The organism is Desulfurivibrio alkaliphilus AHT 2, assembly GCF_000092205.1.
In the GTDB taxonomy this organism is placed as follows: Bacteria; Desulfobacterota; Desulfobulbia; order Desulfobulbales; family Desulfurivibrionaceae; genus Desulfurivibrio; species Desulfurivibrio alkaliphilus.
On record NC_014216.1, the window covers coordinates 892,975 to 906,386 of the forward strand.

General features: G+C 67.2%; 10 protein-coding genes. All 10 read right to left on the minus strand.

From position 1 onward, the window contains the following. Position 1: 1 nt before the first annotated feature. A complete protein-coding gene (locus DAAHT2_RS03825; protein ID WP_013162985.1) occupies positions 2-1,441 on the minus strand; it encodes a cytochrome c3 family protein in 1,440 nt (479 codons plus the stop codon). Positions 1,442-1,459: 18 nt separating this feature from the next. Beyond that, positions 1,460-2,536 (minus strand): cytochrome c3 family protein, encoded by a 1,077-nt coding sequence (locus DAAHT2_RS03830; protein WP_013162986.1) that lies wholly within the window; start codon positions 2,534-2,536, stop codon positions 1,460-1,462. Positions 2,537-2,554: 18 nt separating this feature from the next. Next, positions 2,555-3,520 carry an NHL repeat-containing protein gene (locus DAAHT2_RS03835; protein ID WP_013162987.1) on the minus strand — a complete coding sequence of 322 codons (966 nt, stop codon included), beginning with the start codon at positions 3,518-3,520 and terminating at the stop codon, positions 2,555-2,557. Positions 3,521-3,540: 20 nt separating this feature from the next. Then, the gene (locus DAAHT2_RS03840) at positions 3,541-4,728 is read right to left on the minus strand and encodes a cytochrome c3 family protein (RefSeq protein ID WP_013162988.1); all 1,188 of its coding nucleotides are present in this window, start codon (positions 4,726-4,728) and stop codon (positions 3,541-3,543) included. Further along, positions 4,728-6,704, minus strand: coding sequence for a cytochrome c3 family protein (locus DAAHT2_RS03845; RefSeq protein ID WP_013162989.1), 1,977 nt, complete (start codon positions 6,702-6,704; stop codon positions 4,728-4,730). The genes DAAHT2_RS03840 and DAAHT2_RS03845 overlap by 1 nt, the downstream gene beginning before the upstream one ends. Then, positions 6,685-8,319, minus strand: coding sequence for a peptidyl-prolyl cis-trans isomerase (locus DAAHT2_RS03850; protein WP_013162990.1), 1,635 nt, complete (start codon positions 8,317-8,319; stop codon positions 6,685-6,687). The genes DAAHT2_RS03845 and DAAHT2_RS03850 overlap by 20 nt, the downstream gene beginning before the upstream one ends. Beyond that, entirely contained in the window at positions 8,304-8,924 is a 621-nt protein-coding gene (locus DAAHT2_RS03855; RefSeq protein WP_041718799.1) for a hypothetical protein, read from the minus strand. Before DAAHT2_RS03855 ends, DAAHT2_RS03850 begins: the two co-directional genes overlap by 16 nt. Next, positions 8,899-10,398: an LpoB-related protein gene (locus DAAHT2_RS03860; protein ID WP_013162992.1), complete on the minus strand. Its 1,500-nt coding sequence runs from the start codon at positions 10,396-10,398 to the stop codon at positions 8,899-8,901. Before DAAHT2_RS03860 ends, DAAHT2_RS03855 begins: the two co-directional genes overlap by 26 nt. Before the next feature lie 100 nt (positions 10,399-10,498). Next, the gene (locus tag DAAHT2_RS03865) at positions 10,499-11,107 is read right to left on the minus strand and encodes an LpoB-related protein (protein WP_013162993.1); all 609 of its coding nucleotides are present in this window, start codon (positions 11,105-11,107) and stop codon (positions 10,499-10,501) included. Positions 11,108-11,143: 36 nt separating this feature from the next. After that, positions 11,144-13,255 carry a hypothetical protein gene (locus DAAHT2_RS03870; RefSeq protein ID WP_013162994.1) on the minus strand — a complete coding sequence of 704 codons (2,112 nt, stop codon included), beginning with the start codon at positions 13,253-13,255 and terminating at the stop codon, positions 11,144-11,146. Positions 13,256-13,412 lie beyond the last annotated feature (157 nt).

Consider the following 13,412-nt stretch of genomic DNA (forward strand, 5'->3'; position numbering starts at 1 on the left):
GTTAAAAGGTTTTGATCAGGTTACCGTCTTTGTCGACCATGGTGGAACCGTGGCCGTGGCAGCTCAGGCAGTTGACCTGCCAAGCGGGATAGCCGGGATCAGCATGGCAGTCGTAACATGACTCGTACATTAAACGCCAATTAAGGCCATCTCCGTAGTCGTTCCTCTTGTAGCCATGGTGTGTGGCGCCGGCATAGGGATGGCATCTGCTGCAGACATACGTGATATTTTTACGATGGTCAGTGAAAGGGCCGCGGCTTATCGGATAATCATAATTTGTCATAGAATCCATATAGGCCCTCGCGTTGATCCGCCAGCGAATCAGGGCGGCGTTGTACGAGCCGTGGGGATCGTGGCAGTCCAGGCAGGAGAGCACCAGGTTGCCGTCCGGATGGTTATGGTAAGGCTCCAAGGTTCTATTGTCATTATAATCGGAGAGTCCATAACTATCGGTAAACGAGTACGAATAATCATCCCGGGGAGCGCCGCCGTGTTTGTCGCCGTCCGGCCCCCAGTCGATGGGCTTGAGATAGCGTCCCAGGGCGGTGCTCCAGACCTGCAGTTGGGGGTTGTGGCAGGTGGTGCAAAAGGCAACGTAATCCGGAGTCAGGCCGGGTTCGGCGGCGATTGCCGGTCGGGGTTCATGGCGTTTACCGGGTATATTCCAGTACGGTGGCTGGTAGCCACCGAAGCCGATCTCGGCCATGGTTTCCCCGGCCCCGCCCCAAAGCTGGTTGGGGGCGGTGGGTTTGGAGATAACCGGGGTGGGCGGCTGGCCGGGCTCTACCTGCCGGCGTTGGGCCAGGTGGACGTTATGGCAGGCGGTGCAGGGATTGCTGTTTTCGTCGTACCAGGGGAAATGGGCCTGGTTGGCCAGCATGAACTGGTGAATGCCGTGCAGGTTATGGGCGGAGCCGTCGGTGCTGCCGTCGCCGGCCACGGTTACCGGGGCGTTAAAGGCGGCCAACACGGAGGTAAAAGAGGGGTCGCTTGGTGAGTCGCTGAAGCCGCCGTAACGGGTGGCGTAATCGAGATTCTCCACCTGCATCACCGTTCCCTGCGCTCCGCTGTGGCAGGCGAAACAGATGTTGTCCGCCACGCCGTAGGGGGGCTCGGCCCACTGGTCGGTGGGGGCGAAGAGGGCGTGGGGATACGGCCCGGCGGGATCCGCATCCGGGGCGCTGCCGTGCAACAGGTGACAGTGGCCGCAGTTGCCGCGGGCATAGCCCTCGGCGCTGCGCGACGGGTGTTCGACCCCGTAGGTGCCGGAGCCGTGGGCCGATTGGCGGTAGGGGCCGCTGTGGTCGGCGCCGGCCGGGGGGATCACCCCCCCCCAGGCCAGGGCCAGCAGCAGGGCCGCCGCCACCGGCAGCAAGCGGCCAAGGGGCAAAAAGCGGCGGGTAAGCAACGTTGGCGAGGATGGCGGTAACTGGTAAGGCATGGCACACCTCCACTCAATTCAATTCTTGCTGCTGTGACAGACGCCGCAGCCGTTGTAGCCGTTTGCCGGCCAACTCTTGTAATCCCAGCGCAACATGGCGTCCACCGGGCTGCCGTGGGCCCGATGGCAGGAGAGGCACATCACCACCGCCTGATCGCCGGCGCTGATCTCGATGGTGGCGGGTACCTGGTCGCTGGTGTCGGCGGTGGCCAGCGGTACTGCCACGTTGTAAGGGTTGGCGGTACCATCGCCGCCGTTGTAGCCCAGATATTCTTCCAGCGGCTCACCTTGGCTTAAATCGAAATCCACCGGGTGGCGCAACCAGGGGGAGCCGTCGCCGGTGGCCTGGTGAAAGTCGCCGTGGCAGCGGGCGCAGAAGCCACTGATGGTGTCCGGGGCCGGGTCGCTGCTGCCGCTGCGGTGGTAGCCGTAATATTTGTTGCGCTGGGAAGCGCTGGGTTGCCATTCAAACGAGGGATCGCCCAGTCCCTGCACACCTTGCAGCAGGCGGTAACTGGTGGCCACCGTGCCGCCGTCCCGCCAGCCGCTCTTTTCCTGGTGGTGACTGCCCTGCAGGGCGGTGGCGGGGGTGGCCACCTCCGGCGAACCGTGGCAGCCGGCGGCGCCGGCGCAGGTCAGTTGCGCCGGCAACACGGTACCACCCGGCGGCGTGTAGCCGTGCTGCCGGTCCCAGTCGGCCAGCCCGGTCACGTTGTGTCCCTTGCGATCCTGGCCGTGGGCCACCCAGTAAAAACTGCCGGCCGCCCGGGTGTTGCCCCCGGTGCCGGTCAGGCCATAGTCCGGTTCTTCCAGCGACAGGACATAGGGCATGGAGCCGGCGCTGTTGACTCCCAGGTGACAGCCGACGCAACCGGTTACCAGCAGGGCCGGGTTAGGGTCGCCGCCGGTCACCAGTTGGCCTTCGTCCCGGTCGAAAAAGTAGGTCATGGGTTCACCCTGCCGGCTGTTGTGGATGGTATGGCAGTCGGAACATGGTCCCTGCACCCGGGCCACCCCGGCTGCCGGCCAGCCCAGCAGGCCGGCCAGACCCGGGATCAGCAGGATGGCGCTGATAAGGAGCGGGGTGGCGCGCATGGTGTTCCTCCTCTGGCGTTATGGTAACTCTTCCCTCTCGCTTCCAGGGGCCGTCCCCCCCCCCGGGGGACGGCTCAACCCCCGGCGCTCGAAAACCAGGACCCGGTTGTTGCCCTGATCGACTACACAGAGGCGCCCCCAGGGGTCAAAGCGCAACTCCGCCGGGTAATAGAGATGCCGGCGCCCATGCCCTTTGCTCAAAAAATGGTAGCGCTGCCGACCATCTTGGTCATAAACCGTTATGCGCCCCCGGTGGCGGTCCAGAACGTAAAAAAAGCCGCCCCGATCCCGGGCCAGGGCGGTGGGAAAAGTTACCTCCGACAGGGCGATGCTGGGTCCGGCTTGGCCCTCGGGAGTCAGGGTGATGATCTGCCGACGCTGTTGATCCAGCAGCCAGAGGTGGCCCTCCCGGACCAGCAGATCCACCAGGTTGCCGGTATCCTCCGGGGGGTTGTGTACCGCCGTCACCTGCAGGCGGTCGTCGAGTTGCAGCACTCGGCCCCCCAGCCGGTCCAGGACATAAAGATTGCCCCGGTCGACAACCAGCCGGTCGACGAAGACCTCCCGGCCCTGGTGGTGCAAAACCACCGGCTCGGTGGTCCGGTGGCGCAGATCGATCCGGGTCAGGCTGTTGCGACCCCGTTCCAGGACCAGCAGGGTCTGGTCATCCAGGCGGACCAAGGCGTGGGGGCGATCCAGGGCGCCGTCGGCACTGAAGGCGCGCAGAAATTCGCCCTGGCGGTCGTAGGAGAGCAGCCGGCCGCTGCCGCTGTCCACCACGTAATAACGTTCCCGAGCCTCGTCCACGTAAAGCGACACCGGCAGGACCAGGCCGTCGGGGGCGCCGTTGAGCAGCAGGGTCAACTGCCAGGGATCACCCCCACCGGTTCGGGCCGCCGCCGCCGGAGGGTGAACCAGCCCCGGCCCGGCGGCCAGCAGCAGCAACAGCAGCAGTATCCTTTCCATCCATAACAGGTTCGGCATCTTCTCTTCTCCCGCCCAGGTCAGTAGGCACGATGGCATTGCACGCACAAATCACGGTGATGACTCTGCACCAGGTGGAACTGAAACGGGGTGCCATGGGGGTCGTGACAGGTGGTGCAGGTCATGGGCCGGTTGGTGCGATGGTCGATCACTTCTTCTCCCACCGGATGACTGAGGGTGCCCTGCCGTTCATGGCAGCGGGTACAGAGGGTGCTGTCCGCCGCCCGCAGCATGGCGACCTGATCCGAGCCGTGACTCTGGTGGCATTCGGTGCAGGCCGGCAGCGGCGGATGATGGTGCCGGCTGGTGGCCTGCCGCTGAAAAGTAGCCTGGTGGCACTGCTGGCAGACCCGGTCGCCGGCCATCCGTAACAGGCGGTCGTCGTTGCCGGCATGGGGGCTGTGACACTGGATGCAACCATTCTGCGACCCGGCCAGCAGATGATTGGTCGGCTTGCGCATCTCCGCCATGACTTCGCGGTGGCAGGAGATACAGGTGGCGCTGCCTTCCCCGGCCGGCCGGTCATGGCAGGAAGCGCAGTCCCCGGCGGCAAAGGGGGGATGCAGGTGGTCGCGCAACAGGCCCGGCCGATCGCTTTCATGGGGCTGGTGGCAGCTCAGGCACTCCCGCAGCAGGCCGCCGAACCCCTGATGGCCGGGGGCGTCGGCAGCTTGCTGGTGGCAGGAGAGACACAACTGGTCGGCCGGCTGCCGCAGCAGGCCGGGGTGGCCGGCCTGGTGCGGCTGATGACAGGCGGTGCAGCGACCTTCACTGAACGGGGCATGGCCCACCGCCCGTTCCGCTGCCCGGGGGTGGCAGTCCCGGCAGGTGGCGGCCGGCTCCCGGCTCAACAGGCCGGGATATTCTCCCCGGTGGGGGTCGTGGCAGGCCAGGCAGTCGCCGGTCCGCACCGGCTGGTGGGTGCCGCCCCAGATTTCCTCTTCGGGGTGAGGGGGGTGGCACTGGTAACAGAGTTTGGCGCCGGTTTCCATCAACAGCCCCCGGTGGCGGGCGGCGTGGGGATTGTGACAGGCGCTGCACTCCTGCCGGGCCACCGGCTGGTGGCTGACGGGTCCTTGGAAGTCGACCTGCTGGTGGCAGTCGAAACAGCCCACCTCGGCGGCCGGCACCCCGTACTCGGCCCGGGCGGCCAGGGAACCGCCGCCGGCGATTAAACCGATCAGGGCAAAAAACAACAGGTAACGCATCAGTCGTTCCTCCCGGGATGACAGTCGCGGCAGACCCCCTGGGCAAATGGGGTGTGCAGGACCGGATGCAACAGGCCGGCGGCGGGGGAGCCATGGGGGTCGTGGCAGCCCAGGCAACTGGCGCCGCCGGGGGCAAAGCCGCCGTGGCGCTGGCGGAAAGCAGGGCTATCGGTCCGGTGGCACTGCAGGCAGAGTTGCCCGTCGTCAACCGTCAGCAAGTGGGGCTGTTGGCCGCCGTGGCCCTGGTGGCAATCGGTACAGCGCCCGCGGGCCGGGGCGTGGGCAAAGCCTTCCTCCCAGTGGGCCGCGGCCTGCTGGTGGCAGTTGAGGCACAATTCCGGCTGCTCGCGCAACAGATGGTGTTCCTGGCCGCTGCCGTGGGCCGTGTGGCAGCCGGTGCAGTTACCCTGAGCCAGCAGCGGGTGGGGATGAGGCTGCTCCTGCTGCCCCCGGATCGCTTGGTGGCAGGCCAGGCAGGACTCGCCGGTGGGCCGGCGCTGGACAAAGGCGTGATCGGCCGCGTGGGGAGCGTGACAGTGCAGGCAAACGCCGTCCCGATAAGGGGGATGACCGCCGGCCGCTGTCGCGAGGGCGTCGGGCGCGGCATGGCATTGCCGGCACAGGGCGCCGCCCGCGGCCGGCCGGGCCAGCAGGGCCGGCTCCGGGGCCTGGTGAGGATCGTGGCACTGGCTGCACTGGCCGCGGGCAAAAGAAGGGTGCAGGCTGAACAGGGTCAACTCATTATCGAGCTGCTGGTGACATTCCAGGCAGAGCAGGCCGTCGGGCTGGGTCAGCAGCTTCCTCTCCGGCGACTGGTGGGGCTGGTGGCAAAAATTGCATTGTTGCGCCGCCGCCGGCGGGTGTGCCCCCGCTCCGCCGCCGTAGTCGCTTTGGGCGTGGCAGGTGGCACACAACGCCGCCGGCTCGGCCTGCAGTTGCCGCGCCGCCGGCGGCGCGTGTTCCTGGTGGCACTCAAGACACCGGCCGTCGCGGACGGGGGCATGGTGGCTGCGGGTGGGATGGTCGGTGGGGCCGGGATCGTGGCACTGCAGGCACAAGCGACCGGCCGGTTGCTGCAGCAGCGCCGGCTGGTCGGCGGCATGGGCGTTGTGGCACTGGAGGCAATCGCGGTCGCGGCTGGGGGGGTGGTTGCTGCGCGGCCAGTGGTCGGGATCGTGGCACTGCCGGCAGAGCTGTCCGGCGTCCGGTTCCGGCCGGCGCAGTTGGCCGTCGGCGACCTCATGGCAGCGGTGGCATTCACCCCGGCGCACCGGTTCGTGAACCCGGGCCCGCATCAGGCCGGGGCTGTCAGTAGCGTGGGGTTCATGGCAGGCCAGGCAGTTGTCCGTTACCTGATAACCGTGGTGCCCCTGCAACTGGGCGCTCTCTTCGGCGGGGTGGCAGGAGAGGCAGAGCGGGGCGGCGGCCTGGCGCAGCAGCGGCGACTGGTCGCTGTGGTGCGACTGGTGGCAGCTCAGGCACTGCTCCGGCGCCGACAGGGGGGCATGCTGTACCGGTTTGCGAAATGGCGCCTGTTCATGGCACCGGAAACAGAAGTCGGCGCCGACGGCGGGCAGCAGTTGCGGGTGGTGGCTGTGGTGCGGGTCGTGGCAGCGGCTGCAGTCGCCCCCCCGCAGCGGTGGATGGCTGCCCGCGGGGTCGGTTACCGCCGCCCGCTGCTCCTGGTGGCACTCCAGGCAGAGGCGGGGTTGCGGCTGGCGCAGATGGGCGCCGCCGATTACCCCGTGGGGCAAGTGACAAGCGGCGCACCGGTCCTCGGCCACCGGGGCGTGGGTATGGCCCCGGGCAAAGGCGGCGCTTTCTTCGGCATGGCAATCGACACAGGTCTGGCGTTGGGTGGTGCGCTGCTCGTCCGCCGGGCCGTCCTTCCGGCAGGCGGCCAGCAGGAGTGCCGCCAGGGCGACAAGCAGGATCAACGTCGCCAGGTGGGCGCGATTAATTGCTGTTCTTTTCATGGCTCTCCAACTCCCGGCGCAGGCGTTGCCAGGCCGGTTGATTGATTTCGATGGCGGCATGCTGCCGCAGCCGGTTGATCAGTTCCGCCCTGACCTCCTGTTCTTTTTGTTCCTGCAAGGTCTGCCGGATTTCCTCCCGGACCGCCGCCAACGGCTGGAGTCGGCCGGGATGGCGGCCGCTCAGTCGCAGCAGGGCGTAATGATTATGCAGGGGAAAGAGGCGGCTGACCTCGCCCGGCGCCAGTTCCGCCGCCACCGCGGCGACAGCCGGATCGAGTTCGGTCACCGCCAGTCGCTGCCGCGGCGCCCCGCCGGGACTGTGCCGGCTGATGGCGGCGGTGAAATCGCGGCCGCCGACAATCTCCCGGCGCAGGTCGTCGACCAGTTCCGCCGGGCCGGTAAAGAGCATGAAGCTGAGCTCCTCCGGCCGGGTGAAAAGTTCGGGGTGCCGCTGGTAGTAATCCTCGATCTCCGCCTCCTCCACCACGGTTCGGGGCTGAATCAGGCGGGCGTCCAACTCCTGGATCAGCCGGTGCTGGCGGTAAAACTGGTAAATCGGGGCCAGCGGCTCACGCCGGTGGTAATCGCGGGCGTCGGCCTCCCAGGAGATCAGAGTCTGGGCGATGATCCCGTTGACCACCCTTTGTTTCAGGCGCTCGAACTCCTCTGCGGCAAACTGGTGGCGGCGGCGAAATTCCTGCTCGCGGCCCAAGACGGCCCAGAATTGAGCAACGGTGATCGGTTCCTGGTTGTTGTCAATCAGCACCAGGTCGGCCAATTCCTCCCCCGGTGGTTCCGGGCTGAGCCGGGCCAGCAGTTCGTGGTTGATCTCCACGGCGAATTTGGCTCGCAACCGTGCCACCAGTTCGCTGGTCAGCCGTTGCTCCTCACGGCGCCGCAGATCCCGTTCCAGGCCGGCGCGGTGCGGCTCCAGATCGGCGCTGGTGCTTTCCACCGCGGCGATAATCTGTAAAACGATGGCGCCATGGGTTCCCGGCAGCGGCCCGACCACATCCCCCGGGACGGCGCCGGCCAGGGCCTGCTGCCAATCCGCCGGCTTGCGGGGCAGGTGCAAGCGGCGCTCCCCGCTGTGGTCGGGACCACCTGCGTCCGTTGGCAGTGTCGCCAGCTCGTCCGCCGTGCGGTGCCCCTCCTGCAGCTCGGCGGCCGCGGCGGTGGCCTGCTCTTCAGTATGGAAAAAGAAGTTGCGTACCTGGAGGACCGGGGTGTGCTGTTCCAGGTAGAGTTGGTATAGCCTGTCATCCGTCAGTTCGATGCGCTGGTCCACCTCTTCCGCCTTCAAACGCATCAAAGAGCGGACCCGGCGAAAGACCTCCACCCGGCGCTGGAAGGTGGCTTCCCGATAGAGCTCCATCCGTTGCGCCTCGTGGGCTTGCAGGTGCCATTCCACGAAGGGGTCGAGGGTGGTCGGCAGCGGGGTCTCCGCTTCCCGCCATTCCCGCCACCAAGGCCGGAAATCGGCCACCGTATACACGGTGCCGTCGATGGTGACCAGCGGGGTCTCCGGCTTCGGCTGCAAACCGCGGGCCGCCGCCGGATCGGCGAGCGGTGCCAGCAGGGTCGCCAGCACCAGGAGCATCAGGAATCGGGGCATAACAACCACTCCTTACCTTGCCAATGGGTTAAAATTTCGCCTGCCGCGTTACGCGCCAAGCCGCTGATGGTGTGCGGTACACCGAAGTGCAGAAGGGTACGATAATCTTCACCCCGACGCTGGTGACTGGTGCTCCAGAGCTGGCGACCATGGCGGTCGAATACCCTGACCCGCACTTCCAGCATGGTGCGGGTCAGGTCCGCGGCAGGTCGTTCTTCCATGGCCAAGACCTCGCCGGCGATGAGCAGCTCGGCCCCCAGCCGGCCGGCAATGGCCTGCAATTGGTGCTGGTCCGGTACTTGCCACGGCGGCAGCCGCAACTGGCGGTAGACATTCATTACATCACCCTCCAGGGCCACCCGCCACTGCCGGCAGGCGGCCAGTTCGTCGGCCAGCAGCAACATCAGGAGGCGGCCGCCCGGGGGATGATCGCCGTGATCGATCACCGGCAGCACCGCCAGGCTGCGTGGCGCTTCGGCCAGGGGCAGCGGCCGGTAGGCCTGGGAATGCGGCAGGGCGCTGCTGCAGGCAACCTGCTGGAGAGCCAGGGTCAGCAGCAGGGCAGCGCCGGCGCCGGCTTTAAAAATCCACCGTCCAGTAATCACTGTCAGCCTCATCGGTATCGCTGCTCTCCTCCTCCCCGTTCTCCTGCCGGAACAGATCCCGGCGCTCCAGCCGGATCTGATTACCCACCTGATCACGACCCCGGACCAGCAGCAGCACCGGTTCGGCGGCCACCACCGCCGCCGGCAATGCCAGTTCCACCGGCAAGCGGTCACCGTCGGCCGCGAAAACAATCTGCTGCTGCTCATTGCGCAGTTCCAGTTGCCAGGTGGTTACCGGCGGGGCGTCGCCGGCCGCCAGGTGCAGCCGGAGGCCGTCGGCCCGGTGCACCAGGGAGGTTTGCAGCGGCGGCGGCTGGCGCAGCACCAGAAAAGGCGCTTCCGCCGTCCCCTGGTTGCCGGCCCGGTCCCAGACCGTTAATCTGACCCGGTAGTGACCGTCCGGCACCGGCCGGCCATCCTGGCGCCGCCCCTGCCAGCGGAAACCGGAGGGCAGATTGTCGCGTCCGTCTTCGGCCCGCATCACCCTTCGCTGGTCGTCCAACACTTCAATTTCCCAGGCACTCAACGGTTCCGGTTGTTCCATGGCGGCCACGATGCGCAACCGATCGCGGAGCACCACGGAGCCGTTGAGTTCCTGCCCGCGCAAGGTCAGGTGCAGGCGGGGACCGCTGCCATCCACCAGCAGGGTCCCGGCGCGAAAAAGCCGGTGTTCAGCACTTGCCGCGGGGGTCGCCAGCCCCAGGCGTACCCGGACCGAATAGTGGCCGTCGGCGGCCGGGGCGGGCCAGCTGACTTCATAGTAACCGCTGTCGGCCTGGTAAACGGCCCGCCACTGCTGATTGTCGATCAGTACCGCGACTTCCTGCTCCGCCTCCCGGATTCCCGGATCCACCTGGTCCACCTGGTCCACCGGGTCCAGGGGATAGATCCGGCAAGTGATCTGCTCGCCGGGACGGGCGATGTCCGGCGTTAATTCAACGCGCGCCGCCGGCGGCAGGGGGGCCTTCCCCGGCTGCAGGAGGGTGAAATCCCGGGGCCAGTCCGCCAGGGCGGCCGCCACCACCTGCTGTTCCAACTTGCTCAGCTCCCGGGGTTCGGCAATGGTCAACAGGCGCCGCAGATCAGCCCGGCTCAACTCCGCGCCGCCGGCCCAGAGCAGGCGGGCTTCGGCACTGCGGATCAACTGCAGTGTCAACCCCAGCCCCGGCGGCTCCTGCTGCCGGCTCTGGGTCACCGTGCCCAGCAACAGGTAGTCGGCCCCCAGTTCCCGGTACAGGGCCAGGGCCTGGCGGCTGTCGATCCGGCCCAGCTGACGGATGCGGTGGCGGACCATGAAGTCCCGCACCTCGGCGGCCGCCACCTGCCGTACCCCCCGTTGCTCCAGGGCGTGTCGCAGGTGCTCGGTGATGGTCGGGTTCATCCCGTTGTCACCCCGGCTCAGATCTTCCACCGGCAACACCGCCAACCGACCGGCGGCGTTCACGCTGCCGGGCAGCGCCATCCACAGTGCCATGATTGTCACCATCAACCATTGAGTTAGCCTGATCCGGCGGCACCGGAACGCCGCCGGTCGGGCGCTGGGGCGGTTTGCAGCCATGGCGCCACCACCCGCTCTAGCGGGGAATGGTGGCCAGCAACTCATCCACCAGTCCCCGGGCCACCTGGTAACGATCCCGGGCGGCCAGGCCGAACAGCCGCCGGCTGAAAGAATCGCCATCGGCATTGCCGCCGGCCTGCCAGATCACCAGCCCGCTTTCCACGTCCAACAGGCGCAGGGTAAGCGCCAGCTCCGGGTAGGTCACCGGCCCCTTGCGCTGCTCGGCGGCCACATCCACGGTGCCCAGCAACACTCCCTGAACCTGCAGGTGCCGGCCCAGCCGTTGCAGGGTGACGGCATCCAGCGGCTGGCCGGGATCCAGCACCTCCTCCCGCATCCGGCTGTCCACCAGCCCCTTGTCCACCACGTCGAACAGGCGCCGGTGCAACACCCGGGTCATAATGATATCCCGTACCATTTCCGGGGCAAACTCGTCCCGGCTGTTGTTGGCCAACGACAGCACGGCGATCTGGCGCATATATTCCAGGTCGATGTCGTCCCGCAGGTAGTAATCCCCGGCCCGGGTCGCGCAACCGCCGCCGGCCAGCAGGAGCTGGAGCAGCAGCAAGAACAGCAGCCAGAGCAGCGGCCGGCAACCGGTGCGGCAGGATACATTTGAGATCATGTCGGCAACCCCCTTGGGCAACTCCCTCGGCCCGTTTCAGTGGCGGCGGTAACGGGCGCTGAGCTGCCCGTAAAAGCGCCAGTCATGCTCCCCGCCGCGGCGGATGTAGGTAGTGTTGGCCTGTAGCGTCAGCTGGGGGGCTAGGGCCCAACTGCCGGTGATGGTGTAACGATTGGTGGTCTCCAGACTGCGATGGTGCTGCCAGCGCCAGGAAAGCTGGGTGGAGCGGCTGGGTCTCATGGTGGCCTGGAGCAGCAAATCATCTTGCCGGCTGCTCCCGTTTTCCCACCGCTTGCCGCCCCGGGCAGTGAGCGCCAGCAGTTCGGAGGGCCGCCAGTTAACCTGCAGTTCGCCGCCGCTGTTCTCCCGGCCGGCGGCGGCCGTCGCTCGCTCCCGGCCGTAGTCGGTCTGCAATTCGGCGTGCAGGTTGGGGCGCAGCCGGCTGTGCAGCTTCAGCCGGAGGTGCTGTTGCCGACTGGTGTTGCCGGTCAGGTGCTGGCGGCCGCTGTGCCAGGTCAAATCCAGATCGGCGTGCAGATCGGGGTATAGGCGGGCGCTGGTGTAAAGACCGGCTTCGTGGCTGGTGCGTTGCCGCCGGCCCGCCACGTAATTGTCGGTGCGATGCAAACCCAGGCTGGTATCCGCCGCCGGCCCCAGGGGGTGGCTGAGGCGCAGGCTGTAACCGCGCCGCAGGGTATCCTCCCGCCCGGCCAGGTTCTCGTGGTGCTCGTGCAGCCGCAGGGTGGAGCTGAGCGCCGCCGGCCGCCAGTTGAACTGGGCGTGCTGCCGCCGGCGCTGAAAGCTCTGGCCGGAGAGGTAATCGCCCTGTTCAAAGGCGATCCCGCTGTCGAAACTCGACTTTTCGCTCAGGCGATAAGCCAGGCGCAGGTCGCTGAGGTGGCTTTCGGCCTGCCGGCTGAATTGGTGCTGCTCATCGACAACGGTCAGGAGCCGGGAGGCGGCCAGGCCGGTGAACGCCACCTCCACCAGGGAGCTGGCGGTGATTACCAGGGCCAGCCAGCGCTCCTCCCGCTGGGGCAGGGTGAGTTCAAAACGCTGGTCAGCGGGGTTATAGACCATGGCCAGGCTCTCTTCCCGGCGCTGGAAGTCGACGCCGTCGTCACTGCCGTAAAGGGCGAAGCTGAAATCGGCGGCAACCCCCGGCGCCAGTTCCTCGCCGGTGTAAAGGTATACCTGGTTAACCGGTTGATAATCCAGGCGCAGCAGCAGATGCCAGGGCGGGCTGTCGATGCCGTCGGTGGTCAAGGCGGCGGCCCCCTCCCGGTCATTGGCCGGCAGTTGATCGGCGGCGGTAAACTGTTCCTGGTCCAGCTCCTGCCCCGGCTGGTGGCGCCCCAGCAAAACCTCGGCCACCGTCGCCGGCTGGCGGAGTTGGTCGCGGCCGGCGCTGTCCAATTGCTGCCGCTGGTGGTGGTATTGCTGGGAAAAACCCAGGCGCAGGCGATCGGCGAAAAAACGGCCGTCGCCATCCAGGCGGAGAAACTGGTTGGTGTCCACCTGGTCGCGGTACTCAATCGGTTGCTGCTGCCAGTTGCGATTCAGGCGGTACTGGAGGCGCCAGGGTCGCTCCCCCCAGGCCAGAGCCAGGGCGGCCCGGCGTTCGGTCTGGTCGAGGCGGGGCGGGGCATGATGGTCGAAGCGGCGGGTCTCGCCGTAGTTGAGGCGCAACCGGGGCAGCCGCCGGTCATCCCAGTTGCCGGCCCAGCGCGCTTCCCAGTGGCGGCGCTGTTGGCTGGCGTCCGCCGAGCGTTGCTGGTAACCGGCATCTCCCTGAAGGTCGAACCGGAACAGGTAGTTGTCGATGTTCAGGCGTACCCCGGGATCGTAGCTTTGGCGCCGGCCCTCCGGCCGCCAGTGACTGCTGTAGCGGAAGGTTTCGTAGAGGGTCATGGTTTCCGTCAACTGTTGGCTGAGGTTCAGGGTATAGCCCAGATCATACTGATTGCGGGTGGCCTCGTCCTTACCCTGCTGGTGACTCCAGCGGGCGCTGAGGGCCTGGTCGGCGGCTGCCGGGAGAGCCGACAGCGCGAAAGCGGCCGGCAGGCTCCAGAGCAGACCCGGGAGCAACCGCAGCATTAACCATCGGCCGGCCCGGCTCCGGGCGGTTGTGCTTCCCTCGTGCTTCATCCCTGTCTCTGTCCCTGAGCGCTGCCGCCGTTGCCGTCGGCAGACGGTCGAGACCCGTCGCCGCTGCCGGGTGAGGTGATATGCGGTAAGCTGCCGGCCCGGGTGTGAGGGGTTGAGGACCCGGGCCGGCGGCTTCCGGTTGGGGTTGATAATTTCG